Annotated in this window: 23 protein-coding genes; 13 read left to right on the top strand and 10 right to left on the bottom strand. The window is 70.9% G+C overall.

The window, feature by feature from the left end; translation table 11 throughout:
- Positions 1-12 precede the first annotated feature (12 nt).
- From ACSQ18_RS03700 to ACSQ18_RS03710, 3 genes are all read right to left on the bottom strand, one after another.
- Complete coding sequence (locus ACSQ18_RS03700; protein WP_436035813.1) at positions 13-1,266, bottom strand: hypothetical protein; 1,254 nt, start codon at positions 1,264-1,266, stop codon at positions 13-15.
- Entirely contained in the window at positions 1,266-1,571 is a 306-nt protein-coding gene (locus ACSQ18_RS03705) for a hypothetical protein (RefSeq protein ID WP_144807363.1), read from the bottom strand. The genes ACSQ18_RS03700 and ACSQ18_RS03705 overlap by 1 nt, the downstream gene beginning before the upstream one ends.
- A 106-nt stretch (positions 1,572-1,677) precedes the next feature.
- Positions 1,678-2,577, bottom strand: coding sequence for a diacylglycerol kinase (locus tag ACSQ18_RS03710; RefSeq protein WP_436035814.1), 900 nt, complete (start codon positions 2,575-2,577; stop codon positions 1,678-1,680).
- 110 nt (positions 2,578-2,687) lie between these two features.
- On the opposite strand from ACSQ18_RS03710, the gene ACSQ18_RS03715 reads away from it, so the two are divergent.
- Entirely contained in the window at positions 2,688-3,974 is a 1,287-nt protein-coding gene (locus tag ACSQ18_RS03715; protein ID WP_436035816.1) for an APC family permease, read from the top strand.
- On the opposite strand, the gene ACSQ18_RS03720 is transcribed toward ACSQ18_RS03715, so the two are convergent.
- On the bottom strand, positions 3,964-7,722 hold the full coding sequence (locus ACSQ18_RS03720) for a multifunctional oxoglutarate decarboxylase/oxoglutarate dehydrogenase thiamine pyrophosphate-binding subunit/dihydrolipoyllysine-residue succinyltransferase subunit (protein ID WP_436035818.1): 3,759 nt from the start codon (positions 7,720-7,722) through the stop codon (positions 3,964-3,966). The genes ACSQ18_RS03715 and ACSQ18_RS03720 overlap by 11 nt on opposite strands.
- Positions 7,723-7,868: 146 nt before the next feature.
- Between ACSQ18_RS03720 and ACSQ18_RS03725 the strand changes: the two genes are divergently transcribed.
- The 3 genes from ACSQ18_RS03725 to ACSQ18_RS03735 all read left to right on the top strand — a co-directional run bounded on the left by ACSQ18_RS03725 (position 7,869) and on the right by ACSQ18_RS03735 (position 11,920).
- A complete protein-coding gene (locus ACSQ18_RS03725) occupies positions 7,869-9,326 on the top strand; it encodes a GuaB1 family IMP dehydrogenase-related protein (protein ID WP_436035820.1) in 1,458 nt (485 codons plus the stop codon).
- A gap of 195 nt (positions 9,327-9,521) precedes the next feature.
- Entirely contained in the window at positions 9,522-10,868 is a 1,347-nt protein-coding gene (locus ACSQ18_RS03730) for a hemolysin family protein (RefSeq protein WP_436038379.1), read from the top strand.
- Positions 10,865-11,920 carry a hemolysin family protein gene (locus tag ACSQ18_RS03735; protein WP_436035821.1) on the top strand — a complete coding sequence of 352 codons (1,056 nt, stop codon included), beginning with the start codon at positions 10,865-10,867 and terminating at the stop codon, positions 11,918-11,920. The genes ACSQ18_RS03730 and ACSQ18_RS03735 overlap by 4 nt, the downstream gene beginning before the upstream one ends.
- Positions 11,921-11,989: 69 nt before the next feature.
- Here ACSQ18_RS03735 and ACSQ18_RS03740 read toward each other — a convergent pair whose 3' ends face one another.
- Positions 11,990-13,057: an NADH:flavin oxidoreductase/NADH oxidase gene (locus ACSQ18_RS03740; RefSeq protein ID WP_436035823.1), complete on the bottom strand. Its 1,068-nt coding sequence runs from the start codon at positions 13,055-13,057 to the stop codon at positions 11,990-11,992.
- Positions 13,058-13,096: 39 nt separating this feature from the next.
- Between ACSQ18_RS03740 and ACSQ18_RS03745 the strand changes: the two genes are divergently transcribed.
- Genes ACSQ18_RS03745 through ACSQ18_RS03760 form a run of 4 tightly spaced genes read left to right on the top strand, consistent with a single transcriptional unit; the run spans position 13,097 to position 16,760 of the window.
- Positions 13,097-13,933: an ADP-dependent NAD(P)H-hydrate dehydratase gene (locus ACSQ18_RS03745; RefSeq protein WP_436035825.1), complete on the top strand. Its 837-nt coding sequence runs from the start codon at positions 13,097-13,099 to the stop codon at positions 13,931-13,933.
- A gap of 30 nt (positions 13,934-13,963) precedes the next feature.
- Positions 13,964-15,187 (top strand): hypothetical protein, encoded by a 1,224-nt coding sequence (locus tag ACSQ18_RS03750; RefSeq protein WP_436035827.1) that lies wholly within the window; start codon positions 13,964-13,966, stop codon positions 15,185-15,187.
- Positions 15,188-15,218: 31 nt separating this feature from the next.
- On the top strand, positions 15,219-15,539 hold the full coding sequence (locus ACSQ18_RS03755) for a thiamine-binding protein (protein WP_436035829.1): 321 nt from the start codon (positions 15,219-15,221) through the stop codon (positions 15,537-15,539).
- Between the two features lie 9 nt (positions 15,540-15,548).
- Positions 15,549-16,760, top strand: a complete 1,212-nt coding sequence (locus ACSQ18_RS03760; RefSeq protein ID WP_436035831.1) for an MFS transporter — start codon at positions 15,549-15,551, stop codon at positions 16,758-16,760.
- 21 nt (positions 16,761-16,781) lie between these two features.
- Here ACSQ18_RS03760 and metX read toward each other — a convergent pair whose 3' ends face one another.
- A complete protein-coding gene (metX, locus tag ACSQ18_RS03765) occupies positions 16,782-17,984 on the bottom strand; it encodes a homoserine O-acetyltransferase MetX (RefSeq protein ID WP_436035833.1) in 1,203 nt (400 codons plus the stop codon).
- Between the two features lie 103 nt (positions 17,985-18,087).
- On the opposite strand from metX, the gene ACSQ18_RS03770 reads away from it, so the two are divergent.
- Positions 18,088-19,029, top strand: a complete 942-nt coding sequence (locus tag ACSQ18_RS03770) for a hypothetical protein (protein ID WP_436035834.1) — start codon at positions 18,088-18,090, stop codon at positions 19,027-19,029.
- Between the two features lie 69 nt (positions 19,030-19,098).
- Here the strand turns inward: ACSQ18_RS03770 and ACSQ18_RS03775 are convergent, their stop codons facing one another.
- A complete protein-coding gene (locus ACSQ18_RS03775) occupies positions 19,099-20,421 on the bottom strand; it encodes a bifunctional o-acetylhomoserine/o-acetylserine sulfhydrylase (protein WP_144809133.1) in 1,323 nt (440 codons plus the stop codon).
- Positions 20,422-20,595: 174 nt separating this feature from the next.
- On the opposite strand from ACSQ18_RS03775, the gene ACSQ18_RS03780 reads away from it, so the two are divergent.
- A complete protein-coding gene (locus ACSQ18_RS03780; protein ID WP_436035836.1) occupies positions 20,596-21,372 on the top strand; it encodes an SDR family oxidoreductase in 777 nt (258 codons plus the stop codon).
- 208 nt (positions 21,373-21,580) lie between these two features.
- Here ACSQ18_RS03780 and ACSQ18_RS03785 read toward each other — a convergent pair whose 3' ends face one another.
- On the bottom strand, positions 21,581-23,035 hold the full coding sequence (locus ACSQ18_RS03785; RefSeq protein WP_436038380.1) for an MFS transporter: 1,455 nt from the start codon (positions 23,033-23,035) through the stop codon (positions 21,581-21,583).
- Positions 23,036-23,202: 167 nt separating this feature from the next.
- Here ACSQ18_RS03785 and ACSQ18_RS03790 point away from each other — a divergent pair, with 167 nt between their 5' ends.
- From ACSQ18_RS03790 to ACSQ18_RS03800, 3 genes are read left to right on the top strand one after another with little or no spacing between them, the layout of a single operon-like run.
- A complete protein-coding gene (locus ACSQ18_RS03790; RefSeq protein ID WP_436035838.1) occupies positions 23,203-23,703 on the top strand; it encodes a phosphoribosyltransferase in 501 nt (166 codons plus the stop codon).
- The gene (locus ACSQ18_RS03795; protein WP_436035840.1) at positions 23,703-24,401 is read left to right on the top strand and encodes a uracil-DNA glycosylase; all 699 of its coding nucleotides are present in this window, start codon (positions 23,703-23,705) and stop codon (positions 24,399-24,401) included. Before ACSQ18_RS03790 ends, ACSQ18_RS03795 begins: the two co-directional genes overlap by 1 nt.
- A 4-nt stretch (positions 24,402-24,405) precedes the next feature.
- Positions 24,406-25,023 carry a GNAT family N-acetyltransferase gene (locus ACSQ18_RS03800; protein WP_144807377.1) on the top strand — a complete coding sequence of 206 codons (618 nt, stop codon included), beginning with the start codon at positions 24,406-24,408 and terminating at the stop codon, positions 25,021-25,023.
- Here the strand turns inward: ACSQ18_RS03800 and ACSQ18_RS03805 are convergent.
- Positions 25,006-25,407 (bottom strand): protealysin inhibitor emfourin, encoded by a 402-nt coding sequence (locus ACSQ18_RS03805; RefSeq protein ID WP_436035842.1) that lies wholly within the window; start codon positions 25,405-25,407, stop codon positions 25,006-25,008. The two genes, ACSQ18_RS03800 and ACSQ18_RS03805, sit on opposite strands and share 18 nt — an antisense overlap.
- A complete protein-coding gene (locus ACSQ18_RS03810; RefSeq protein ID WP_436035843.1) occupies positions 25,391-26,506 on the bottom strand; it encodes a M4 family metallopeptidase in 1,116 nt (371 codons plus the stop codon). The genes ACSQ18_RS03805 and ACSQ18_RS03810 overlap by 17 nt, the downstream gene beginning before the upstream one ends.
- Positions 26,507-26,512: the final 6 nt, after the last annotated feature.

Below are 26,512 nucleotides of genomic sequence, written 5' to 3' on the forward strand. Positions count from 1 at the left end.
ATTCTAGGCGGGTCAGTCGAACGACTTGGCCACGCTGACGACGGTCGGCATGACGGTCGCGTAGACCTGCGCCGCGCCGCCCAGCGCCTCGGTGAGCGTCTGCGGCATCCGCCCGGGAGCGAACCCGGCCAGGGCGCGCCAGCCGTTGCCCCAGCTCCCCGTCAGGGCGAAGGTCTCCTTGACCATCACCGGCGAGTAGAACAGGCGGAACATGTTGCGCGTGTTCAGGCCGTGTGGCGTGCCGCGCACGAACAGCTGCGGCATCCGGTTCGCGAGCACCGAGTCCAGGGCGCGGAACGCATTGCGCGCATCGACGAACTCCGAACCGAAGAGGCGGACCGTTCCCGACAGGCGGGGGAAGCGCGCCCCGGCGGAGGCGAACGAGCCGAGTCTGCCGAGCCCGGCGAGCTTGCCGAAGGGGAGGATCGCGACGGCGGAGAGCGCCACTTCCTGCCAGCTCCCGCGGCCAGTGGACAGTCGTGCGATCTCGCCGAGCAGGGAGATCACGCCGACGATCACAGCAAGGGCTGCGGCGATGGCGGCGAGCGGGCCGGTGACGACGAAAGCCACGATGATGAGCGCGACACCCACCCACATGAGCACGGTGAGCAGACCCTCGACGAACGGCATCGCGTCGTCCCAGAATCCGTCGGACACGCCGTCCTCGTTCGCGCCCTGCAGGCTGGACAGCGTCGAGTCGTACACCGCTTCCCAGCGGGCGACGGGCGCGTCGTACTGCGCGCGGTACGTCTCGAACGTCTGGAGAGCGGAGTCGAACGAGGACTGCTCGGCGGCGCTGCTGGGACGGCTCCCGGACTGCTCGACCTCGTGGTCGTCGTTGAAGTCCCACTGCTGCTGGTCGCCTTCGGCCGCCGAGAGGGCACGCGAGGTGTCGTTGACGCGCTCCCAGGCCGAGGCGGCACGGGTCACGAGCCCGTCGGTCTCCGACTGGACCGTCTCGAGGGCGCCCGCATAGCGGACCAGGGCGCGTCCGCTCGGCAGGTAGCGCTCTCCGGCCGTCCGGAGATCGGCGTAGACCTCCTTGGCCTGTTCGCGGACCGCCTCGAACGACTCGCCGCTGCCGATCGTCCCGTCGGCGAACATCTCCAGCGTGCGGGCCGCGGAGCGCATCATCTCGCCCTGCTCGACGATGTTCTCGCCGCGGCTGCGGATGCGGGAGGGCTCGCCCACGATCTGCTCGATATCGCGCCCGCCGGCGGTGTTCGGCATGTTCTCGCGCTGGTACCAGTAGCCGTCGTGTCCCATTACTCGGATGCCTCCATGCTGCGGGCGAGTTCGGCGTCAGCTTCGGCCCAGTTGTCCCGGGCCTCGTCGAGCCGCTTCTTCATCTCCTCGAGGTGGCGACGCTGCGTCTCGCGCTTGTCGTCCCACTTCGCCTCGAAGTCCTCGGCGGCGGACTGCAGCGAACCGCGTCCCTGCGGCCGCGAGATCGCCTCGGTCAGCGTGTTCGTCTGCGAAGACGCGTTCTGATACTCGGCGATGATCGCGCCGAGCGCCTCGCTCAGCTCCGCCATCGAGTCGAGCGGAATGTCGACGCCGTCTCCAGCCATGAGTGCACCTCCCCGGTCGTTTCCATCCTAGGGACGGGGCCGCAGGCCGCCATGGGGAGAACTCCCCACTTCCCTGTCCACGGGTTCCGTCTCCTGAGGGCCGGCCTCACGCGGTGAACACGGTGAGCGCGCCGGGAACGGCATCCACCCGCACGGGCAGAGCGCCCAGGGGATCGCCGTCCGCGTAGGCGGTCAGCGCCGGTGCGTCCAGGCGCACCGAGCGGGCCCGACGCATCACGACGTCGGGCGACGACGCGTGGGTGCCGCGGTAGACGCGCGGAAGGAGGCGCAGCAGCCGCAGACGGCCGGCAGGACGAACGAGAGTGATGTCGAGCAGGCCGTCGTCGAGCGTCGCCTCGGGGCAGATGCGGATGCCGCCGCCGTAGGTCGGACCGTTACCGACGGATGCCAGGACGAGCGGTCCGTCGAGCACCTCCACGTCGCCGTCGGCGCCCTCCAGTTCCACACGGAACGGGAGGTCGCGCAGCCGCAGGAACTCGATGAGGACGGCGATGTCGTAGCGGGAGTGCCCTCGGGGCCACGTCATACCGTTGGCGCGGTCGTTCACCTTCGAATCGAAGCCGGCCGCCAGCACGGTCGCGTACAGCCGCGAGGAGTCGTCCGCCCGTGTCGCGCGGGCGAGGTCGACCCGCCGGGTGCGACCCGCGATGACGGCGGCGGCGGTCGCCTCCGCTCGCAGCTCACGCAGTCCGAGGGCGGCGGCGAAGTCGTTGCCCGTGCCGACCGGGACGATCCCCAGGGGAGTGTTGGTGCCGGCGAGCTCCTGGATCGCGAGGTTCACCGTTCCGTCTCCGCCCGCGACGAGCACGGCATCCGTCCCGACGTCGAGTGCGGCCCGCAGCAGCGAGGACGAATCGGCGGCGCTCCCGCCGGAGATCACCGCGACCCGGATGCCGTGGCCTCGGAGGCGGGCGGACACCTCGTCCACGACGACGGTGTGCGCGCCGGCGCGCGCTGCGGGGTTGACGAGCAGTGCGACGTCCATCGCCGTACCTGTTCTCTCGGGTGCGTCGCGGTCGGGTGCTGGCAGGATTCCGCACCGAGACGACCGTTTTCCGCGAGCCGAGCGTCGGGGGTGCTGGACAGGATGGTGTCATGACCGGCCGCTCCCTCGCCATCGACACGCCCGCCCGCCACGGCGGGATCGGACTCGTGCAGGGAACCGCGCTCTACGTGGCATCCGTCCTCGGCACGGGTCTGCTCGTGCTGCCCGGCCTCACGGCGAGCGTGGCGGGTCCCGCGAGCATCCTGGCCGTCGTGGCCGTCCTCGGTCTCTCCGTGCCGCTGGCGGGCACGTTCGCCGTCCTCGCGGCGCTCTACCCCGACCCCGGAGGAGTCGCGAGCTACGTGCGGAAGGCGCTCGGGGGCACCGCAGCCCGCATGACGGGCTACTGGTTCCTCTTCGGGGTGTGCGCCGGGGCGCCGGTGGTCGCCGCGCTGGGCGCCGAGTACGTCGTCGCCGCCCTCGGCGTCGATCGCGCGTTCGTGCCGCTCCTGGCCGCCCTCGTCTTCCTCCCGCCGTTCGCGCTCAACGCGCTCGGCGTGCGGGTCGCCGGCGGCGCCCAGTTCGTGCTCACCGCCCTCCTGCTCGCCGTGGTCGTCTTCGTCGTCGGACTGGGGGCGCCGTCGGTGGAGGCCTCGAACTTCCAGCCATTCCTCCCGTACGGCTGGGCGGGGGTCGGGACGGCGGTGAGCCTGTTCGTCTGGGCGTTCGCGGGCTGGGAGGTCGGCACCCACATCTCGGGGGAGTTCCGGCGCCCCGCGCGGGACATCCCGTGGGCCACCGGCATCGCCGTGGTCGTCACGGGCGCGTGCTACCTCGTGCTGCAGGTCGTGACCGTCGGCGCACTCGGGGCGAGCGCGGGCGAGGGGCAGGTGCCGCTCCTCGACCTCGCACGGCTGGGGTCGCCGCGCCTGGGGCCGATCGCCGTCGGCATCATCGCGGCGATCGTCGCGCTCGGCGTGCTCAACGCCTACCTCGCGGCCTTCGCGAAGCTGGGCGCCTCACTGGCCGACAACGGCGACCTTCCGCGGTGGTTCTCCCGAGGGGTCGAACACGGCGGCATCCCGCGCCGCGCGCTCGCCCTCACCGCGACCGTCGCCGCCGTCTACTTCTCGCTCATGCTCGTGAACGGCATGGTGCTCACCCCGTTCATCCTCGTTCACACGAGCAGCATGGTCTCGATCTACGCGCTCGGCATGGTCGCCGCCGTGCGGCTGCTGCCGCGGCGTTCGCCGGGGTGGTGGATGGCGGTCGTCGCTGCGGTGCTGTGCGCGGGCATGCTGGCGCTCGCGTGGGCCTCACTGGCGCCCGCGCTCGCGCTCGCGGCGGCGGCGGTCGTCGTGACCGTCGCTCGCCGCGGACGTCGCGCTAGAGCGTGAGCGCCGATTCGAGGATCGTCGACTGCTCCACGGCGTGGACCTTCGGCGAACCGGTCGCCGTCGAAGCGGCCGCGGCGCGCGAGATGCGGCGCACCGTGCGGCCCCGCAGGTTCTTCACGACCTCGAGAGCGATGAAGGGCCACGCGCCCTGGTTCTCGGGCTCGTCCTGCACCCACACCAGTTCGGCGTCGGGATAGCCGTCGAGGATCGCGTTGAGCTCGTCGACAGGTGCCGGGTAGTACTGCTCCAGGCGCACGAGGGCGATCTCGGGGTTCGGCTTCTTCTCGAGCTCGGCCTTGAGATCCCAGTGGATCTTGCCGGAGTGCAGCAGCACGCGCCGCACCGCGCTCTTGTCGATCCCGCGGTCGTCGTCGAGCACCGGCTCGAAGCGTCCCTGCGTGAAGGCATCCACGGGGCTCGTGGCACCGCGCAGACGCAGCATGGCCTTCGGGGTGAAGACGATCAGGGGGCGACGCGGGCGGGCGTAGGCCTGCCGACGGAGCAGGTGGAAGTACGACGCGGGCGTCGAGGGGCGCGCCACCGTCATGTTGTCCTGGGCGCACAGCTGCAGGTAGCGCTCGATACGCGCGGACGAGTGGTCGGGGCCCTGACCCTCGTAGCCGTGCGGCAGGAGCAGGACCACGCTCGACTGCTGGCTCCACTTCTGCTCGGCGGCCGAGATGTACTCGTCGATGACCGACTGGGCGCCGTTGGCGAAGTCGCCGAACTGTGCTTCCCACAGGGTCAGCGTGTCGGCGCGCTCCACGGAGTAGCCGTACTCGAACGCCATGGCCGCGTATTCGCTCAGCAGCGAGTCGTAGACGTAGAAGCGGCCCTGCCCGTCACCGAGGTTCGCCAGCGGCAGCCACTCCTGACCGTTCACGCGGTCGTGCATGACGGCGTGACGCTGCACGAACGTGCCGCGGCGGGCATCCTGCCCCGCCAGGCGCACGTTGGTGCCCTCCATGAGCACCGAACCGAAGGCCAAGAGCTCGCCGAACGCCCAGTCGATGCCGCCGTTGCGGCTCATGTCGTTGCGCTTGTCGAGCAGCTGCTGGAGCTTCGCGTGCACCGTGAAGCCCTCCGGGCGGTTCACGAACGCGTCGCCGATCTGGTGGACGACCTCGCGTGCGACGCCCGTCGTGTCGGGCTCGCCGACCGCGACGTCGACCGAGCCGCTCGGCGTCACGATGCCGGTGGAACCGGTGGCCGCGGCATGCGTCTCGGCGAATGCGATCTCGAGGCGGTTCTGGAAGTCCTGCTTGGCCTTCTCGTACTCCTCCTCGGTGATGTCGCCGCGTCCGACCAGCGATTCCGTGTAGAGGCGGCGCACGGAGCGCTTCGCCTCGATGAGGTTGGTCATGAGGGGCTGCGTCATCGACGGGTCGTCGCCCTCGTTGTGACCGCGGCGGCGGTAGCAGACGAGGTCGACGACGACGTCGCGGTGGAACTCCTCGCGGTAGCGGAAGGCCAGCTCGGCGACGCGGACGACGGCCTCGGGGTCATCGCCGTTGACGTGGAAGACGGGGGCCTGGATGCTCTTGGCCACGTCCGTCGCGTAGACCGACGACCGCGCATCCTGGGGGAGCGTCGTGAAGCCGACCTGGTTGTTGACCACCACGTGGACGGTGCCTCCCGTGCGGTAGCCGCGCAGCTGCGACATCTGCAGGGTCTCGACCACGACGCCCTGGCCCGCGAAGGCGGCGTCACCGTGGACGAGGATCGGCAGCCACGAGAACGAGCCGATCGGCATCCGGTCCTGCTTGGCGCGGACGATGCCCTCCAGCACGCCGTCGACCGTCTCCAGGTGCGACGGGTTGGCGGCGAGGTACACGGGGAGTTCCTCATCGGCATCCGACACGAACGTCCCCTCGGTGCCGAGGTGGTACTTCACGTCGCCCGACCCGCTCTTGGAGCCGATCGCGACGGAGCCTTCGAACTCGCGGAACACCTGCCCGTAGGTCTTGCCGGCGATGTTGGTGAGGACGTTGAGGCGGCCGCGGTGCGCCATGCCGATGGCGGCGCCGTCGAGGCCGGCGCCCGCCGCGCCCTGCAGGATCTCGTCGAGGAGGGGGATGAGCGACTCTCCGCCTTCGAGGCTGAACCGCTTCTGGCCGACGTACTTCGTCTGCAGGAACGTCTCGAACGCCTCGGCCTGGTTGAGCTTGTCGAGAATTCGCAGCTGCTCGTCGTGACCGGGCTTCTGGTACTTGACCTCGACGTTGTCCTGGAACCACTTGCGCTGAGCCGGGTCCTGGATGTGCATGTACTCGATGCCGATCGTGCGGCAGTACGAATCGCGCAGCACGCCGAGGATCTCGCGCAGCTTCATGGTGCGTCGCCCGCCGAATCCGCCGGTGACGAACTCGCGGTCGAGGTCCCAGAAGGTGAGGCCGTGCGACTCGATCTCGAGGTCGGGGTGCGTGCGCTGCACGTACTCCAGCGGATCGATGTCGGCCATGAGGTGACCGCGCACGCGGAACGAGTTGATGAGCTCCTGCACGCGCGCCGTCTTGTCGACGCGCTCGGCGATGTCGACGTTGATGTCGCCCGCCCAGTGGATGGGGGCGTAGGGAATGCGGAGCGCCGCGAAGATGCCTTCGTAGAAGCCCCGCTGGCCGATGAGCAGCTCGTGCACGATCTTGAGGAACTCGCCCGACCCGGCTCCCTGGATCACGCGGTGGTCGTACGTGCTCGTGAGGGTGATGGTCTTGCCGATACCGAGCTCGACGAGCGTCTTCTCGCTCGATCCCTGGAACTCTGCGGGATACTCCAGCGCGCCGGCGCCGACGATGCACCCCTGGCCCTTCATGAGTCGCGGAACCGAGTGCACCGTGCCGATGCCGCCGGGGTTCGTGAGCGACACCGTGGTGCCCTGGAAGTCGGCGGCGGTGAGCTTGCCGCCCCGGGCCCGGCGGACGAGGTCCTCGTAGGACTGCAGGTACTCCTGGAACGTCAGCGACTCGGCCTGCTTGATGCTCGGGACCATGAGAGCCCGCGTGCCGTCGGGCTTGGGCAGGTCGATCGCGATGCCCAGGTTCACGTGAGCGGGGGCGACGACGGACGGCTTGCCGTCGACCTCGGCGTAGTACACGTTCTGGCTCGGGAACGCCTTGAGCGCCTGGATCAGCGCCCACCCGATCAGATGGGTGAAGCTCACCTTGCCGCCGCGCGTGCGCGACATGTGGTTGTTGATGACGATGCGGTTGTCGATGAGGAGCTTCGCGGGGATCGTGCGCACGCTCGTCGCGGTGGGCACGGTCAGCGACTCGTCCATGTTGGCGGCGAGGGTCTTGGGCATGCCGCGGAGGGTCGTGACGACGTCCTCACCGGCCTCCTGCGGCGACGGCGCCGACTTGGGTGCCTGCGCGGGCACGGGCTGGGGTGCGGCAGGCCGCGCGGTCGTGCGGGCCACGGGAGAGGCGCCGATCACCGGCACCGGCGCGGTGACCGGATGCGACTCCGGGGCAGGGGCTGCAGCCGGCGCGGGCGTGGCGGCGGGAGCGGGCGCTGCGGCCTCGGCGGGTGCGGCGGCCTCGGCGGGTGCGGCGGCCTCGGCGGGTGCGGCGGCCTCGGCGGGTGCTGCGGCCTCGGCATCCGGTCGGTAGGACTCGAGGATCGGCCACCATGCCTGATCCACGGAGTTGCGGTCCTTGGTGTACTGCTCGTACATCTCGGCGACGAGCCATTCGTTGGCGCCGAATTCGCCGTCGTTCGATGTTCCCGCGCCGGTCACCTGGCTGGACACGATTCTCCTGCTTTCATCGGTGAAGTTCAGATGGTGCGCAGGCCCGGATCGTGGCACTTGCGCACGACTAACAAGGGTATCCCAGTAATCACGGCCGCAGTACGGATGCCGGCGTCGGTGCGGTCAGGAGTGGGTACCGTGGAATCATGCACTTCTCCGGAGAGCGCCCCCAGGTCGACCTGACGTACTCGGACGTCTTCCTCGTGCCGCGCAGATCGGACGTGACGAGCCGTCTCGACGTCGATCTGGCGCCCGGCGACGGGTCCACGGCGACGATCCCGCTCGTGGCATCCAACATGAACTCGGTCACCGGAGCGCGACTGGCCGCGACCCTCGCGCGCCGCGGCGGTCTCGGCGTGCTGCCGCAGGACATGCGGCTGCAGGAGATCGACGCCGCGATCCGCTGGGTCAAGGCGCAGCCGGTCGTGTGGGACACCCCGCTGGTACTCCCGCCCGAGGCGACCGTGGCCGACGCGGCGAGTCTGCTCCCGGCGACCGACGGCCACGGCATCGTCGTGGCCGTCGAGCGCGACGACCGTGTGCACATCGACGACGTCCTGGGGGTGGTGCCCGCGACCCGCCTGGGAACCGCTCTGCCCGATGCCCGTCTGGGCGACCTCGCACGCGGTCGCGCGGCATCCATCGACGCCGACGACGTCACCGACGCGCGCCACGCGTTCGACCTCATCGTCGCCGCGGAGGCCGAGACCGTGTGCGTGCTGCAGCACGGCTACCTCGTCGGCACCCTGTCGCAGCGCACGGCGCTGCGATCCACGCTCTACCGCCCCGCCGTCGATGCGGACGGGCGGCTGATCGTCGCGGCCGCCGTCGGCATCAACGGCGACGTCGCCGCGAAGGCGCGCGCCCTGGCCGGCGGCGGAGTGGACGTCCTCGTGGTCGACACGGCCCACGGCCACCAGGAGGGCATGCTCCGCGCCCTGCGCGACGTGGCGGCCCTCGACCTCGGCATCCCGCTCGTCGCGGGCAACATCGTCACCGCCGAGGGGGTGCGCGATCTGGTCGACGCCGGCGCATCGATCCTGAAGGTCGGCGTGGGTCCGGGCGCCATGTGCACGACGCGCATGATGACCGCCGTCGGACGTCCGCAGTTCTCCGCAGTGCTGGAGACCTCCCAGGCCGCCGCGGAGCTGGGCGCCCACGTCTGGGCCGACGGCGGAGTGCGGTACCCCCGCGACGTCGCCCTCGCGCTCGCGGCGGGTGCGGCATCCGTCATGATCGGCTCGTGGTTCGCCGGCACGATCGAGGCGCCCGGCGAGCTGCAGACGGATGCCGCGGGCCGCGTCTACAAGGAGTCGTGGGGGATGGCGTCCACGAAGGCCGTGCACGGCAGGTTCGGCCGGCTCGACCCGTACGAGCGTGCCCGCAAGGAGCTGTTCGCGGAGGGGATCTCGTCGTCGAAGATCTACCTCGATCCGCTGCGCCCGTCGGTCGAGGACCTCGTCGACATGATCACGTCGGGCGTGCGCTCGTCGTTCACCTACGCCGGAGCCGCCACCGTGGCGGAGTTCCACGAGCGCGCGACCGTCGGGCTCCAGTCCGCCGCCGGCTACGAAGAGGGCAAGGCGCTCCCGGTCAGCTGGTAGCCGCCGCGGGCTCTCCCCGCCTCGCCGCCACTTTCCGGCACGCTTCGCGAGTCGCGGCGCCACTTTCCGGTCGGCGAAAGCTCCGGAGAGCTCCGAGAGGGGATGCCGTAGAATCGTCGGCACGATGGACGACCCTCCTAGTTGCAGACACTCGCCCCACCGACCCTCATCCCGCGCGAGCGGGGGTGATGCGTGATGGATTACGTCATGTTGGGCGTGGGGCTCCTCCTGACGATCGGCACGGGCCTGTTCGTCGCCAGCGAGTTCGCCCTGGTCAATCTCGACCGGGCAGAGCTGGAGAAGCGACAGGCCGCCGGTGAGTCCCGGCTGTCGCTCACGATCAGCGCGCTGCGGATCACCTCGACGCACCTCTCCAGTGCGCAGCTGGGGATCACCCTGACGACGCTGCTCACCGGGTACACGATGGAGCCGGCGCTCTCGAACCTGTTGAACCCCGTCTTCACCGCGTGGGGCATCCCGGAGTCGGCAGCCCGCCCGATCGCGACGATCGTGGCGATCTCGGTGGCGACGGTGTTCTCGATGATCATCGGCGAGCTCGTGCCGAAGAACTTCGCCCTGGCGGTTCCCCGTCAGACCGCCAAGCTCGTGATCCCGTTCCAGACGGTGTTCACGACGGTCTTCCGCCCCGCGATCACGGTGCTCAACGGCAGCGCCAACGGGGTGCTGCGGGCGATGGGCGTCGAGCCGAAGGAGGAGCTGTCGGGCGCTCGCACCGCGGAGGAGCTCTCGAGCCTCGTCCGCCGTTCCGCGAGCGCGGGCGTGCTCGAGAAGGACACGGCCTCGCTGCTGGACCGCACGCTGACCTTCGCGCGCCTCACGACGGCCGACGTCATGACGCCGCGTCCGAGCGTCCACGCCGTCGCGGCGGGGGACAGCGTCGAAGAAGTCATCCAGCTCGCCCGTCGCACGGGCCACAGCCGCTTCCCGGTGTACGACGAATCGATGGACGACATCACCGGGATCGTCCACCTCAAGCAGGCCATCAGCGTGCCGCGCGACCGCCGGGCCGACGTGCCGGCGGCGGCGATCGCCGAGGAGCCCCTGCGGGTGCCCGAGGCGGTGCACCTGGACGGTCTCATGTCGGAGCTCCGCGCCCGCGGGTATCAGATGGCGATCGTCGTCGACGAGTACGGCGGCACGGCCGGCGTCGTCACCCTGGAGGACCTCGTCGAGGAGATCGTCGGCGAGGTGCTCGACGAGCACGACCGCAGCCGTGCCGGCATCGTCCGGGGTGCGGATGCCGTGACGTTCCCCGGCGACCTGCGCCCCGACGAGCTCAGCGATCGCACCGGCATCCGCGTGCCGGAGGGCGACGTCTACGACACGATCGGCGGATTCGTCATGTCGACCCTGGAACGCATCCCCGTCGTGGGCGACACGGTGGAGATCGAGGACGGAACCTTGACCGTGCACCGGATGGATGGCCGGCGCGTGGACCGTGTGCGGTTCGTGCCGACACCGATGTCGGAGGGTGCCGAGAAGGCTGTCCGCGCGGAGACGCAGGGGGGTGAGGTGCGATGAACGACTGGGCCGGTATCGCATGGCTGTTCGTCCTGCTGATCTTCAACGCCTTCTTCGTCGGCGCCGAGTTCGCCGTCATCTCCGCACGCCGGTCGCAGATCGAGCCGCTCGCCGAGAAGGGGTCGCGTGCGGCCAAGACCGCGCTGTTCGCGATGGAGCACGCGACGCTCATGCTCGCCACGAGCCAGCTGGGCATCACGATCTGCTCGCTGCTGATCCTGAACGTGTCGGAGCCGGCGATCCACCACCTCCTGGAGGTGCCGCTCGGTCTCACGGGGTGGAGCGAGGCGGTCATCGGCGGCGTCGCGTTCGCCCTCGCCCTCGTGCTGGTCTCCTACCTCCACGTCGTCTTCGGCGAGATGGTGCCCAAGAACCTCGCGTTCTCGCTGCCCGACCGCGCCGTGCTGATGCTCGCCCCGCCGCTGGTGTGGGTATCCAAGCTCTTCCACCCGGTGATCGTCGCGCTCAACTGGATCGCGAACCACATCGTGCGCCTCTTCCGCGTCGAGCCGAAGGACGAGGCCGCCTCGACCTTCACGCTCGACGAGGTGGCGACGATCGTGAACCAGTCGCGCATCGAAGGCGTCCTCGACGACGCGTCGGGCGCCGTGACGGCGGCGGTCGAGTTCACCGAGAAGAAGGCGAAGGACGTCGCCGTCCCGCTCGGCGACCTGGTCACCCTCCCGGAATCGACCACGCCCGACGAGATCGAGCGATCGGTCGCCCGGCACGGTTTCTCGCGCTACGTGATCGTGGATGCCGACGGCATCCCGCTCGGCTACGTGCACCTGAAGGACGTGCTGCGGGAGGCGGAGGGCCCGGATGCCGATGCGCTCGCCGACGTGCCGATCCCCGCCAAGCGCATCCACCATATGGTGCCCGTGTCGGAGACGACCGACTTGGAGGACGCTCTCGCGTTGATGCGACGGTCGAGTCGCCACCTCGCGCAGGTGCGCGACGCGCGCGGCGAGACGACGGCGGTGCTGTTCCTCGAGGACATCATCGAGGAACTCGTCGGCGAGGTCCACGACGCGACGAGGCGACGCCGCTAGCGACGGATACGGCAGAGGGGGCGGGTGCGCGAAGCGCCCGCCCCCTCTGCCGTCAGTACGGCGATCCGCTCAGCGAGCCGCCCGCGCGTACTGCACGGGCCACGGTGCGCTGTCGGTCTCGCCCAGCTCGCGTGCCGCACGCAGGGCGAAATGCGGGTCGCGGAGCCACTCCCGACCCGCGAGCACGACGTCGGCGTCGCCGGCGGCGAGGATGCTCTCGGCCTGCGGGCCGTCGGTGATCTCGCCCACGGCGCCGACGGGACCGGCGCCGGCTGCGCGGACCGCGGCTGCCAGCGGCACCTGGTAGCCCGGTCCGGTCACGATGCGCTGGTGGGCGACGAGGCCGCCGCTGGAGATGTCGAAGAACTCGGCGCCGTGTTCGGCGGCCCACCGGGCCACGGTGGCCGTCTGCTCGACGTCCCAGCCGCCGTCTGCCGCGTCGGTGGCGGAGAACCGCACGAGGACGGCGGCATCCGGTGCCGCGGCGCGCACGGCGTCGACGATGCGCAGGAGCAGGCGCGCGCGGTTCTCCAGCGAGCCGCCGTACTCGTCGTCGCGACGGTTGGACAGCGGCGAGAGGAACTGGTGGAGCAGGTAGCCGTGCGCGGCGTGCACCTCGAGCACCTGGAAGCCGGCGTCGACGGCGCGCACGGCGGCGTGTGCGAACGCGTCGACGAGTTCGTCGATCTGGGCGATGCTCAGCGCCTCGGGGGCCGCGAAGCCCTCGTAGGCGACGTCGGAGGGCGCGACGGTCTGCCAGCCACCCTCGCTCGTCGGCACACTGCCGCGGTGGCCGGTGAACGGCGACCAGGTCGACGCCTTTCGGCCCGCGTGGGCGAGCTGGATGCCGGCGACAGCACCGCGGTCGCGGATCGCGTGCGCGATCGGGCGCCAGGCGTCGCGCTGCTCGTCGTTCCAGATGCCGGTGTCCTCGGGGGAGATGCGGCCCTCGGGGGAGACGGCCGTCGCCTCGGCGATGACGACTCCTGCTCCACCGGAGGCGAACTGCGCGAGGTGCACGAGGTGCCACGTGTTGGGCACGCCGTCGACGGCGGAGTACTGGCACATGGGGGCGACCCACAAGCGGTTGCGCACGGGGATGCCGTGCAGGTCGATGGGCGAGAACAGCAGGCTCATGCGGTGAGGCTCCAGGGGTGGCGTGGATAGGGTGGCGCCATGAACACGGCGGCCAGGGGATGGACGGCATCCGACGCGGCGGAGCTCCTTCGTGAGCCAACCGCGTCCGACGACAAGTATTCCCGAGGGGTGCTCGGCATCCGAACAGGTTCGACGGCGTACCCGGGGGCGGCGGTGCTCGGTGTCGAGGCCGCGTGGCGGACCGGGCTCGGGATGGTGCGGTACGTCGGGCCGGCGCGCGCGGCCGATCTCGTGCTGTCGCGTCGGCCGGAGACGGTCGTCGCGGAGGGGCGCGTGCAGGCGTGGCTGATCGGGTCGGGGACGGATGCCGATGACCGCTCGGACGAGGACGCCCGTGCCCTCGAAGGCATCCTGCAAGGGACGGTGCCGGTCGTCGTCGACGCGGGTGCCCTCGATCTCGCGCCGGGGGCTGCAGCGCCGATCGTGGTCACGCCCCACGAGCGTGAGCACGAGAAGCTGCGGGCGATGCTGGGTCTGCGCCCGCGCGAGTCGCGCGCGGAGGCTGCCGTGGAGACGGCGGAGGCCCTCGGCGCGTGCGTCGTGCTCAAGGGAGCGGAGACGGTCGTCGCCGCGCCGTCGGGATGGTCGGTGACGCTTCCGCATGCGACCCCGTGGCTGGCCACCGCGGGAACGGGCGATGTGCTCGCGGGGGCGATCGGTGCGGTCATCGCCGCTCGTGCCGCGGTCGCCGAGCTCGACGTCGAGGCGCTCGGCCCGCTCGCGGCGACGGGCGCCTGGCTCCACGCCGACGCGGCCCGTCGTGCGGTGCGCGCCGCGGGCGGCGGACCCGTGACGGCGCTCGATGTCGCGGGGGAGCTGGCCAGAGCGGTCGGCGCTCTCCACAGGCCGGAGTGAGTCGCCGGGGGCTCTCCGTAGGATGGGAGGGTGTCGAGACGGACGGTTCTATGGGTCGCGTTCGTCGTCGTACATCTCGGCGTGGCGTGGCTCGGCTTCCTCATGCCGAACGAGCCGATGGGCGACGTGTACCGCGTCTACGAACCGTGGTCGACGCAGGCGCTGAACGGCGGCGGCATCGTCGGGATCGACGAGACCTGGGTCTATCCGCAGCTGGCGTTGACCCCCATGGTGCTCGCGCACGCCTTCGTCCCGTTCGTCGGGTCCTACACGGTCGCCTGGGTCCTCCTGGTGATGCTCGTGGATGCCGTCGCCTTCGCCCTGCTCGTCGGTCGCGGTCATGCGGCCGGCCGCACGGTGGCAGCGTGGTACTGGCTCGCGTACATCGCGGCGCTCGGTCCCGTGGGCCTCTACCGACTCGACGGCTTCACCGTCCCGGTGGCGATCGCCGCGTGCCTGTGGCTCGTCGGTCGACCCTGGCTCGCATCGATCCTCCTGGCGGCCGTCACCTGGATGAAGGTGTGGCCGGCCGCCCTGCTCGCGGCCGCTCTCGTCGCGCTCCGTCGACGCGGCGCGGTGATCGGCGGCGCGGTCGCCGTGTCGGCGGTGACGCTGGCCGCGGTCTGGGCCGCGGGAGGCGGCGCGAACGCCTTCGGCTTCATCGGGGATCAGACCACGCGAGGGCTGCAGGTCGAGGCACCGGTAGCAGCACCGTACTTGTGGGGTGCTCTCCTGCGGCTCGACGGCTTCTCCGTGTACTACTCGTACGACCTCCTCACGTTCCAGGTGACGGGCACCCAGATCGACCCCGTGATCGCCGCCATGACCCCGCTGCTGGTGCTCGCGATGGCCGCGGTCGCTGTGCTCGGCGTCGTGAAGGCGTGGCGGGGCGCGACGTTCCATGCGCTGTTCCCCGTGCTGTCTCTCGCGCTCGTCACCGGGTTCATCGTCTTCAACAAGGTGGGTTCGCCCCAGTACCTGTGCTGGCTCATCCCGTCGCTCGTGCTGGGACTCCTGCTCGATCGCTCGGCGTGGATCGCCCCCGCCACCCTCGCGCTCGCCGCCGCGCTGCTCACCCAGTTCGTCTACCCGGTGCTCTACATGGGCATCCTCGTGCCCGAGCCTTTGGCGGTCAGTCTGCTGACGGCACGCAACCTCGTGCTGATCGCGCTCTTCGCCTGGATGGTGGCGCGTCTGGCTCGTGTCCGCTCACCCCGGCACACCGCACTGGCCGCGCCTCGCGCCGTCGCCTGACCGTCTCGCCGTCCCACACCCTGGAGGACCCATGCTGATCGCCTTCTCCGTCGCCCCGAGCGGCACCGGACGTGCCGACGGATCGGTCCACGACGCTGTCGCCGCGGCCGTCGCGGTGGTCCGTGCCTCCGGGCTGCCGCACCGCACGAGCTCGATGTTCACCGAGATCGAGGGGGAGTGGGACGAGGTGTTCGCGGTGGTGAAGGCCGCCACGGATGCCGTGATGCCCTTCGGCTCCCGCGTCTCGCTCGTGCTCAAGGCCGACATCCGCCCCGGCCACACGAGGGAGATCACCGGCAAGCTCGATCGCCTCGAGCAGGCGCTGACCGCGCGCGAGGACGACCGCGGGTAGCATGGTGCGGTGACCTCCTCGACTCGTTCGAGGGGTGCGGCGACGGGGGCGCTCCTCTCTCTCGCCATCGGCAGCTTCGGTATCGGCATGACCGAGTTCGTCGTGATGGGCCTCCTGCCCGACATCGCCGCCGACCTGCTTCCTGCGCGCTCGGCCGCCGACCCCGACGGCGCCATCGCCCAGACCGGCTGGCTCATCACGCTGTACGCGCTCGGCGTCGTCATCGGAGCCCCGACGATCGCCGCCACCGTCGCGAGGTTCCCGCGGCACCGCGTCATGCTGGCGCTGGCCGCCGCGCTCACGTTCTTCAGTGCGCTGACGTTCCTCGCACCGACCTTCGAGACGGTCGCCGCCTCACGGCTCCTGGCCGGCCTCCCGCACGGCGCGTACTTCGGCATCGGAGCGCTCGTGGCATCCGATGTGCTCGGTCCGGGCAAGCGCGCGCGAGGTGTCGCCGCCGTGATGATGGGTCTCACGATCGCCAACGTCGTCGGCGTTCCGCTCGGCACGTACCTCGGGCAGCAGTTCGGCTGGCGCATCGCGTTCCTGCTGGTCGCGACGATCTTCGCGGTCGCCGCCGTCATGATCTGGGTGTTCGTGCCCGCGCACGCCGGCGATCCGGCGCGCACGCTGCGCGCGGAGTTGGGCGTCTTCCGCATCGGACAGGTGTGGTTCACGCTCGGCGTCGGGGCGATCGGGTTCGGCGGCTTCTTCGCCGCGTACAGCTACATCGCGCCGCTGGTGACGGAGGTCGCCGGGTCGCCGCAGGCCGCGGTGCCCGTCGTGCTCGTCGTGATGGGACTCGGGATGACGGCCGGCAACCTCGCGGGTGGGCGACTCGCCGATCACGATCTGCGGCGCACGCTGCTCGGCGGCCTGCTCGGGCTCGTGGTCGTCCAGGTCGCTCTCGCCCTCACCGCCGGTTGGATCGTCGCGCTCACCGTCTTCGTGTTCGCCATCGGGTTCACCTCTTCGGTGCTCGGGCCGACGATCCAGACCAGGCTCATGGACGTCGCCGGCGACAACCAGTCCATCGCCGCGGCCCTGAACCACTCCGCACTGAACATCGGCAACGCGACCGGAGCGGCCCTGGGCGGCGCGGTCATCGCGGCGGGGTTCGGCTTCGTCGCCCCCGTCTGGGTGGGCGTCGTGCTCGCCCTCGCCGGGCTCGCGATCGCGGTCGTCAGTCTCCGGGCCGAACGGCGTCCCGCGCTGGTCTGACGTCCCTTTCCGAACGCTCCCTCAGGAGTCGAGCAGCCGGCGCAGGTGCCTGCCGACCGCTTCGCTCTCGATGAGGAAGCCGTCATGGCCGAAGTCGCTGGAGAGCACCACGACGTCGTCGTCGATGGTCGACCGGATGCCACGGGCGATGCGCCGCTGACCGTCGACGGGGAACAGACGGTCGCTGTCGATGCCGAGCACGAGCGTGCGGGCCGTGATGCGGGCCAAGGCATCCTCGACACCGCCCCGGTCGCGCCCGATGTCGTGCGAGTTCATCGCCTCGACGAGGGTGAGGTAGGCGTTCGCGTCGAAGCGGCGGGTGAACTTGTTGCCGTGGAAGTCGAGGTAGCTCTCCACGGCGTACCGGCCGCCCGCGGTCATCGGGCTCTTGTCGGACTGCCAGCTGCGACCGAAGCGCTGGTTGAGCTCGGTGGGACTGCGGTAGTTCAGCAGCGCCATGCGGCGCGCGAGCGCGAGGCCGCGGTGCGGACCCTCCCCGTCCGCGGCGTCGTAGTACTCGCCGCCGGCGAACCGCGGGTCCATGCGGATGGCCTCGAGCTGCACGGAGTTCAGCGCTACCTGGTCGGCCGTCGTGGTCGGCGGCGAGCAGAGCACCGCCAGCCTCTCGACGCGATCGGGGTGACCGGCCGCCCATTCCAGCGCGTGCATGCCGCCCATCGAGCCGCCGACGACCGCCGCCCATACGTCGATGCCGAGCTCATCGGCGAGCCGCACCTGCGCCTCGACCTGATCGCGGATCGTCAGCGTCGGGAAGCGCCCCGCCCACTCGTAGCCGTCGGGAGCGATGCTCGACGGTCCGGTGGAGCCCTGGCATCCGCCGAGCATGTTCGCCGCGACCACGAACCAGCGGTCCGTGTCGATCGCCGCCCCCGGGCCGACGACGTCCTCCCACCAGCCCGCGGTGGGATGTCCGCGCCCGGCGGCACCGCGCACGTGGCTGTCGCCCGTCAGCGCGTGGAGCACGAGCACGGCGTTGTCGCGCGCAGGGGACAGCTCACCCCACGTCTCGTACGCGAGACGGATGCCGGGCAGCTCCCGGCCGCCTTCCGTGCGGAACGCGCCGAGCGCGGCGAACCGTCGCTCGCCCGGGTCGTCGCCGTCGCGCCACGCGCCGGTCGCCGGCGGGCGCGCGCGAAGCAGGCGCGCGTCGGCCTCCGTGATCGGTGCGCTCGGCACCGTGTCTTCGGAGGTCTGCCAGTCCATGGCATCCATTCTCCCGGTCGTGGGCGCAGGCGTGCGTCGTGTTACGGCCCTGCGTGGTGTCGGGGGCCGGGCGGTGTCGGGGGCCGGGCGTACGCTCGCCGGCATGGACGATGCAGTCGAGTACCTGCTCGGGGGAGATCCGGCGATCCGCTGGCAGACCCTGCGCGACCTGACGGATGCCGACGAGGCGACGGTCGCTGCCGAACGCGCACGTGTCGCCGCGGAGGGCTGGGGTGCGCGGCTGCTGGCCGAGCAGGGTGCCGACGGGCGGTGGGACGGCGGGGTGTACCGTCCCGGGTGGGTGGACGAGTCCCGGCCGATGTTCGACGCGTGGACGGCGACGCACTTCTCGCTGCAGCAGCTGGTCGACCTCGGTGTCGATCCGCACGACCCGCGGGTGGTGACGGCCGTCGACCGCGTCGAACAGCACGTGCGGTGGGAGCACGACGACGAGCCCTACTTCGAGGGCGAGACGGAGCCCTGCATCAACGGCGTCGCGCTCACGATCGCGACGTACTTCGGACGCGACGGGTCGGCCATCGTTGACACGCTCGTGGCGGGGCAGCTGCCCGACGGCGGCTGGAACTGCTGGGACGAAGACGGCACGAGCGTCGCATCGCTGCACTCGACGATCTGCGCGCTCGAAGGACTCCGCGACGCCCACCGCGCCCGCGGCGGTGACGCGCGGCTCGACGAGGTGCTGCGGCGTGGGGAGGAGGTGCTGCTGGAGAGGCGGCTGCTCTTCCGGAAGTCCGACGACGCGGTCATCGACCCGCGCTTCGGGATGGCGTCGTACCCCGTGCGCTGGTTCTACGACACGCTCCGCGCTCTCGAGTACTTCCGTCGCGCCGACCTGCGCGATCCGCGACTGGGTGACGCGGTCGAGCTGCTTCGCGCGAAGCAGCTCCCCGACGGGCGGTTCCCCTACGAGAACCGCCATGAAGGGCCCATGCTCTTCGAGATGGAGGGCGAACACGAGGGCGCACCGAGCCGGTGGGTCACGTTGCGCGCACGACGCGTGCTGCGGTGGTGGGACGGCGCCTGAGCGGCCCGACGAACAACGGATGCCCCGTCCCGAAGGACGAGGCATCCGTGTCGTTCGGTGGAGTGCGGGTCAGGCGCGAGCCGCCTCCGAGACGCGACGGGCGGCCGCGAGGGCCTGCTCCAGGTCGGCCTTGAGGTCGTCGATGTTCTCGAGGCCCACCGACAGGCGGACGAGGCCGGGGGTGACCCCCGTCGTCAGCTGCTGCTCGGGCGTGAGCTGCGAGTGCGTCGTCGAGGCCGGGTGGATCACGAGCGAGCGCACGTCGCCGATGTTGGCGAGGTGGCTGAAGAGGCTGAGTGCGTTGACGAACTCACGACCCGCCTGAACGCCGCCCTTGAGCTCGAACGACAGCACTGCACCGACGCCCTTGGGGGCGTACGTGTTCGCGGCGGCGTACCACGGCGACGTGGGCAGACCCGAGTAGTTCACCGACGCGATGTCGTCGTGGTTCTCGAGCCACTCCGCGATCTCCTGCGCGTTCTGCACGTGACGCTCGATGCGCAGCGAGAGCGTCTCGATGCCCTGGATGAGCAGCCACGCGCTCTGGGGCGAGATCGCGGCGCCCAGGTCGCGCAGCAGCTGCACGCGCGCCTTGATGATGTAGGCGAGGGCGTCGCCGACCGCCGTCGTGTACGACGCGCCGTGGTACGACGGGTCGGGCTCGGTGAGACCGGGGAACTTCTCCACGTTCTGCGACCACGCGAACTTCCCGCCGTCGACGATGGCGCCGCCGATCACGGTGCCGTGCCCGCCGAGGAACTTCGTGGCCGAGTGGATGACGATGTCGGCGCCGTGCTCGAACGGGCGGATGAGGTAGGGAGTCGCGATCGTGTTGTCGACGATGAGGGGCACGCCCGCCTCGTGTGCGACGTCGGCCACCGTGCGGATGTCGAGGATGTTGATCTTCGGGTTGCCGATCGTCTCCGCGAAGAACAGCTTCGTGTTGGGCCGCACGGCGCGACGCCACTCCTCGGGGTCGTCCTGGTTCTCCACGAAGGTCGTCTCGATGCCGAGCTTGGCCAGCGTGTACTTGAACAGGTTGTACGTGCCGCCGTAGATCGAGCTCGACGAGACGATGTGGTCGCCGGCCTCGGCGATGTTGAGCACCGCGAAGGTCTCTGCGGCCTGCCCCGAGGCCACCAGGAGCGCCCCCGTGCCGCCTTCGAGCGCCGCGATGCGCTGCTCGACGACATCCTGCGTGGGGTTCTGGATGCGCGTGTAAATGTTGCCGAACTCGGCCAGCGCGAAGAGGTTCGCGGCGTGGTCGGCGTTGTCGAACACGTACGACGTGGTCTGGTAGATCGGCGTGGCGCGCGCCTTCGTGACCGGGTCGGGAGCGGCTCCCGCATGGATCTGCGTGGTCTCGAAGCGCCAGTTCTCGTTGGCGGACATGGTGTGCTCCTGCGGGTTCGGGTCACGGGTCTCACGGCGGATGCCGTTGCTCGACAGTATGTTCACGGCATCCCTCGCAACAACGCCCGGGAAATGTGACGTAACGTGCGCGGCGGGAGGGCGGATGCGCGGGTCACCGAGGGGCCGCGCTGCGGGTGTCGTAGCGTGGAGGTCATGACGACACGGCGTGCAGTGGTGACCGGGGCGAGTTCGGGGATCGGGGCCGCGACGGTGCGAGCCCTCCGGGCGAAGGGCTGGGATGTCGTGGGGGTCGCGCGTCGCGCCGATCGGCTTGCCGAACTGGATGCCGAGGTGGGCTCCGTGTCTTTCGCCGCCGACCTCACCGCGGCGGCCGACGTGTCGGCGCTGGCCGAGCACCTGGCCGCGTCGGGTGCGGTGCACGCGCTCGTCCACGTGGCCGGCGGAGCGCGCGGGACCGACCTGGTCGAGAACGGCGACCCGGAGGACTGGCGGTGGATGTTCGAGGTGAACGTCCTGTCGGCCCAGCGGGTGACCGCGGCTCTGCTTCCGCTGCTGCGGGCCGCCGCCGCCGACGACGACCACGCCGATGCGCTGTACGTCACCTCCACGGCCGCCCAGACCGCCTACCCCGGCGGTTCCGGCTACAACGCGGCGAAGGCGGGGGAGTCGATGATCGCCCGCGCGCTGCGGCTGGAGCTCAACGGGGAGCCGATCCGCGTCACCGAGATCGCCCCCGGCATGGTCTACACGGAGGAGTTCACGCTCAACCGCCTCGGTGGCAACCAGGCCGCGGCCGAGAAGGTGTACGAGGGTGTGGCGGAGCCGCTGACGGCGGACGACGTGGCCGACGTGATCGCGTACGCGCTGTCCGCTCCGGGGCACGTGAACCTCGACCTGGTCACGATGCGCCCTGTCGCGCAGTCGGCCCAGCATCTCCTGGCGCGCGGGCCACTCCGCCCGCGCGCGTAACGCTCGGCGGCCTGACCGCTGCGTCGGTGGCGGCACCGGCGGGCGCTCGCTCGGCCGATCCGTCTCGTGTGGGCGACGCGTCGCGTCGGTAACTCCTCCAAAACGGCATGCGCGCGGTAGCCCTGCCGCGGAACGACGCGGGAGCACCCGCCGCGCGCGCCTGGATCGAAGGAGTTGGCGACGCGAGCTGCCGCCGACCGGGACCGACTCAGGCCGCGGGGGTCTCCGCAGCGTCGGCGAAAGCGACCTTCGGGACGAAGAACAGGAGCGCCGCCGCGAGGAAGCCACCCGCAGCGCAGATCGCCCACACCGTCAGGTACCCGCCGAGCGACGCGGCGGTCTGGCTCGCCGCCACCCCCGCGCCGCCGGCGAGCACGACGCCGAACACCGCCGACGAGAATGTGCCGCCGATCGTCTTGGTCGTGTTGGTGAGAGCGGATGCCACGCCGGTCTGACCGAGCGGTGCGGCCGCCGCGGCCGCCGCCGGCATGGCGCCCACGAGGGCACCGCAACCGAGGCCCGCGATCGAGAGGTTCAGGAGCACCTGCCACAGCTCGAGGTGGAAGGGCAGGAAGAGCGTGTACCCGACGCCGACGAGGAGGGCGGCGGCGATCAGGACGATCCGAGGGCTCGCCCGACGCGAGGTGACGGCGAACAGCACGGCGCCCACGATGAGCGACACGAGGTAGACGCCGATGACGTTCGAGCGCTCCGTGGCATCCAGGCCCAGGCCGTAGCCGAGCGACGGGTCGGTGCCCGCGTAGGTGGAGAGGGGGCCCTGTGCGCCGAGCAGGCTGATGCCGATGAGGAACGCCGTCACCTGCACGGGCCACATGTCGGGGCGCGCGAGCACGCGGACGTCGATCGCCGGGTCTTTCTGGCGCAGCTCGAACAGCACGAAGCCGACGAGGACGACCACGCCGAGCACGAGGAGCGTCACGACGCCCACCCAGACACCGTCACCGAGGTCGAGTTCGCCGATGAGACGCATCCAGGCGAGTGCGCTCGTGATGAGCAGCAGCCCCCACGCGAGGATGACGAAGCCCCAGGTGTCGAGCGTCCGGCCCGGTTGCGGGGTGGACTCCGGCACCCACAGCCAGATGACGACGGCGACGAGCGTCACCGCGATGGCCGGGACGATGAGGGTGAGCGTCAGGTCGCCGCCGGTGGCGGCGAAGATGCGTCCGGCGGCGAGGGCGCCGATGATCGCGCCCGCCTGCAGTCCGACGACGAGGAGACCGGCGGCGCGACGCGTGAGAGAGACCCCGCGATTCTGCGCGCGGCCGCGCTCGAAGATGAGGGCGATCTCCAAGGGCAGCCACACGACGTAGAACCCCTGCAGCGCCCAGGCGATGAGGAAGGTCCAGAACGAGCCGGCGAACGCGAGCCACCACGTCGCGCCCGCCGTGAGGATCGCCGCGATCAGCAGGATGCGCTTGTGGCCGTACATGTCGCCGAGCTTGGCGAGGACGGGCACGACGAGCGCCGAGAGCAGCAGCTGCGCGGCTTCGAACCAGTTCACGTCGGAGTCGTGGATGTCCAGGGCGACGACGATGTCGCTGAACAGGGGCACGTAGTACCCCTGCAGGATGCCGCTGACCACCTCGACGAGGATGAACCAGCCGATGAGCCCGGCGGTGATCCCCAGTGTCGATGAGCGCAGGGCGGAGGACCGCGGGGCTGAGGAACGCGGGGCGGCGGCGGGCCGCGGGGATGAAGCGGGTCGGGATGCCACGGCGTCAGTCTAGGTCTCACGCGCGCTGACACCGCGTGCAGCGGAAGGAAGCCCTCTCGGCGCGCCGTAGGCTGGAGCCGACGAAGGAGGAACGGGTGACGCAGGAGCGCGAGAAGCTGACCTGGGACGGATTCGGGGAGGCGACGCGCGAGCTGTCGCGGCGGATCGTCGGCGACGGGTTCGTGCCCGATGTGGTCGTCGCGATCGCGCGGGGCGGACTGCTCCCCGCGGGGGCGATCGCCTACGGTCTCGGCGTCAAGAGCTGCGGCGCGTTGAACGTCGAGTTCTACACGGGGATCGGCACCGTGCTCGACGCGCCGGAACTGCTGCCGCCCGACCTCGACCTCGGGTACCTGCCCGGAAAGCGCGTGCTTCTCGTCGACGACGTGGCCGACAGCGGCCGCACCCTCGCGCTCGCCGTGCAGCTGCTGCGCGACGCGGGTGCGGACGTGCGCTCGGTGTGCATCTACACGAAGCCCGGTTCGGTCGCGCTGCCGGATTACGCCTGGCGTGAGACGGGTCTCTGGATCGACTTCCCGTGGTCGGCCCGGGGCACGGTCGTCGAGGAGGACGGCGGCGCGAAGGCGAGCGCCTGATGCCGCGGGGGCTGTCGGAACTCGCCGAGGCAGGACTCATCGACCCCGGCTGGGCATCGGCGCTTGCCCCCGTCGCCGACGACATCGCCGCTCTCGGCGAGAGGCTGCGGGCCGAGACGGCCGCCGGACGCGGCTACCTCCCCTCGGGGGATCGCGTGCTGCGGGCTTTTGCGCGACCGCTGAACGATGTGCGGGTGCTCATCGTGGGGCAGGACCCCTATCCCACGCCGGGGCATCCGATCGGGCTCTCCTTCGCCGTCGACGCCGACGTCCGCCCCCTCCCGCGGAGCCTCGCGAACATCTACCGAGAGCTGGAGACCGACCTCGGCATCCCTCCCGCGCCGCACGGCGACCTCTCGGCGTGGAGCGATCAGGGGGTCATGCTGCTCAACCGCGTGCTCACGGTCGCGCCCGGCGCACCCGCCTCGCACCGCGGATGGGGCTGGGAAGCCGTGACCGAGCACGCGATCCGCACCCTGGTGGCTCGGGACCGGCCGCTCGTCGCGATCCTGTGGGGCAAGGATGCCGCGAACCTCCGCCCGCTGCTCGGGCAGACCCCTGTGATCGAATCCGCGCATCCGTCGCCGCTCTCGGCCCGTCGCGGGTTCTTCGGCTCGCGGCCGTTCTCGCGGGCCAACGCGCTCCTCGCCGATCTGGGAGCGGACTCCGTGGACTGGCGGGTGCGCCCCGTAGGCTGAGCCCATGCTGGAGGAGGAGTACGAGAAGACTCGGCGGGTGCTGCCGCACCACCTCCGCCGCGCTCCCGAGCCCGAGCGTCCTTTCGCTTTCGAGATCCGTCCCGCCACCCGCACCGACATGGCGGACGTGAGGGAGATCTACAACTACTACGTCACCAACTCCGTCGTGACGCTCGACGAGAAGAAGTGGTCGCACGCGCGCTGGACCGACAAGTTCGACTACCTGCACAAGCTCGGGCTCCCGTTCCTCGTCGCCGTGTCGCCGTCGGGTCAGATCCTCGGCTACGGTCTGGTCTCGCCGTGGACCGGAAAGTCCGGCTACCGGTACACCGTGGAGAACTCGATCTACCTCGGGCAGGCGGCCACCGGAAAAGGTCTCGGCCGCGCGCTCCTGGAGGCGCTGATCGCCGCGTGCGAAGAACTCGGCATCCGCGAGATGGTGGCCGTCATCAGCGACAAGGGCGCCGAGGCGTCGGTGGCCCTGCACGAGAAGCTCGGCTTCGTCGAGGTCGGGCGGATGGGACGGGTCGGTTTCAAGTTCGGGCGCTGGCTCGGCACGATCTATCTGCAGAAGCACCTCGACGCCAAGAAACGGAAGAAGCGCTCACTCTTCGGCCGGTGATCGACCGGCATCCGCCTCGCGCACCGAGTCGATGAGTCGCCGCCAGGGTTCGCCGAGGTCGGTCTCGGGCAGCACGGCGGTGTGCTCGCTCTCCGGGGTGCCGGCGACCACCGTCCAGCAGAACCGGTCGGCGCCTCCGGTCGTGGCCCCGACATCGGCGCCCGCCCCGACATCGGAGCCTGCCGCGGCGTCGGCGCCTGCCCCAGGCGATGCGGCATCCCACGGGCACGCGTCGATCAGTGTTCGCCAGTGATCCGCTTCGTCCGGCGGGGGAGTCGCGGACCAGCGGCGCGTGAGCCCCGCGAAGCCTCCCGTGCGCTCGACTCGGATCGAGAGGGCGAGCTCCGCGGCGGTCTCGTCGGTGCGGTCAGCGGGCTGCGACATCGTCGATCACACCGACGCCGACCCACGCGGCGCGGACGGCGGTGTGCTCCTCCGACTCCTCACCGTACTCGCGTGTCGCAGTCTCTAGCGTGGCGCGGGCGAACGCGGCGAAGTCGGCCGTCGGGGCGACAGCGCCGCCGGTGAGCGTGAGGTACCAGATCCGTCCGGCGCGCTCCCACGCGTAGCCGCCCAGCGCGGTGGCGGCGAGATGGAAGGCCTTGTTCGGGATGCCGGAGTTGATGTGGACGCCGCCGTTGTCGGCCGTCGTGTCGACGAAGTCGCGCATGTGCGCCGGCTGCGGGTCGCGCCCGAGGACGTCGTCGTCGTAGGCGGTTCCCGGCGCGCTCATCGACCGGAGGGCCTCGCCCTGCACGGCGGCCGTGAAGATACCGGCGCCGATGAGCCAGGATGCCTCGTCGACCGTCTGCTGCCGCGCGTGCTGCTCCGTCAGCACCCCGAAGACGTCGGCGATCGACTCGTTGAGGGCACCGGACTGTCCCGCATACACGAGGCCGCCCGCGCTCTCGATGACGCCGTGGCCGAGCTCGTGGGCGATCACCGTGAGCGAGCCGGTGAAGCCGGTGAACACCTCGCCGTCCCCGTCGCCGAAGACCATGCGCTCGCCGTTCCAGAACGCGTTGTCGTAGTTCTCGCCGTAGTGCACCGTCGCCAGGAGCGCCCCGCCCGCCCCATCGAGCGACACCCGCTCGACGGCATCCCACAGGAACGCGAACGTCTCGCCGAGCCCGTCGTACGCCTGGTCCGCCGCGATGTCGCCGGTCGGGCCGTCGCCCTCGCGGCGCACGGGCACACCGGGGAGCGTTTCGCGCGTCTGCGCGTCGGACACGAGGCGGTCGGGATCGGGTGAGGCCTCCACCACGAGCGCATCGCCGTCGACCGTGAGATCGATGCTCGCGCGGACCGGCCGGTACGTGCGCGGCATTGCGAGCGTCGCTCGGGCGGCCTCCGACGCGCGCGCGAAGCCGGGGTGATCGGATGCCGCGAGCCGCGCCAGGAGGTAGGCCGGGATGATGCTGTGGGCGTCGTCGCGGGCGATGGCGGGGTGTGGGGTGCGGGGGTCGGTCGTCTCGGCATCCATGCAGGT

Origin of the sequence: Microbacterium sp. LjRoot45 (genome assembly GCF_964253325.1) — a bacterium.
Classification (GTDB): Bacteria; Actinomycetota; Actinomycetes; order Actinomycetales; family Microbacteriaceae; genus Microbacterium.

Coding starts and splice junctions, on each gene's coding strand:
- ACSQ18_RS03770 (WP_436035834.1), top strand. CDS start 18,088: ATGGACGATGCAGTCGAGTACCTGCTCGGGGGAGATCCGGCGATCCGC.
- ACSQ18_RS03705 (WP_144807363.1), bottom strand. CDS start 1,571: ATGGCTGGAGACGGCGTCGACATTCCGCTCGACTCGATGGCGGAGCTG.
- ACSQ18_RS03800 (WP_144807377.1), top strand. CDS start 24,406: ATGCTGGAGGAGGAGTACGAGAAGACTCGGCGGGTGCTGCCGCACCAC.
- ACSQ18_RS03795 (WP_436035840.1), top strand. CDS start 23,703: ATGCCGCGGGGGCTGTCGGAACTCGCCGAGGCAGGACTCATCGACCCC.
- ACSQ18_RS03755 (WP_436035829.1), top strand. CDS start 15,219: ATGCTGATCGCCTTCTCCGTCGCCCCGAGCGGCACCGGACGTGCCGAC.
- ACSQ18_RS03730 (WP_436038379.1), top strand. CDS start 9,522: ATGGATTACGTCATGTTGGGCGTGGGGCTCCTCCTGACGATCGGCACG.
- ACSQ18_RS03710 (WP_436035814.1), bottom strand. CDS start 2,577: ATGGACGTCGCACTGCTCGTCAACCCCGCAGCGCGCGCCGGCGCGCAC.
- ACSQ18_RS03745 (WP_436035825.1), top strand. CDS start 13,097: ATGAACACGGCGGCCAGGGGATGGACGGCATCCGACGCGGCGGAGCTC.
- ACSQ18_RS03805 (WP_436035842.1), bottom strand. CDS start 25,407: ATGTCGCAGCCCGCTGACCGCACCGACGAGACCGCCGCGGAGCTCGCC.
- ACSQ18_RS03810 (WP_436035843.1), bottom strand. CDS start 26,506: ATGGATGCCGAGACGACCGACCCCCGCACCCCACACCCCGCCATCGCC.
- ACSQ18_RS03735 (WP_436035821.1), top strand. CDS start 10,865: ATGAACGACTGGGCCGGTATCGCATGGCTGTTCGTCCTGCTGATCTTC.
- ACSQ18_RS03700 (WP_436035813.1), bottom strand. CDS start 1,266: ATGGGACACGACGGCTACTGGTACCAGCGCGAGAACATGCCGAACACC.
- ACSQ18_RS03775 (WP_144809133.1), bottom strand. CDS start 20,421: ATGTCCGCCAACGAGAACTGGCGCTTCGAGACCACGCAGATCCATGCG.
- metX (WP_436035833.1), bottom strand. CDS start 17,984: ATGGACTGGCAGACCTCCGAAGACACGGTGCCGAGCGCACCGATCACG.
- ACSQ18_RS03740 (WP_436035823.1), bottom strand. CDS start 13,057: ATGAGCCTGCTGTTCTCGCCCATCGACCTGCACGGCATCCCCGTGCGC.
- ACSQ18_RS03725 (WP_436035820.1), top strand. CDS start 7,869: ATGCACTTCTCCGGAGAGCGCCCCCAGGTCGACCTGACGTACTCGGAC.
- ACSQ18_RS03715 (WP_436035816.1), top strand. CDS start 2,688: ATGACCGGCCGCTCCCTCGCCATCGACACGCCCGCCCGCCACGGCGGG.
- ACSQ18_RS03780 (WP_436035836.1), top strand. CDS start 20,596: ATGACGACACGGCGTGCAGTGGTGACCGGGGCGAGTTCGGGGATCGGG.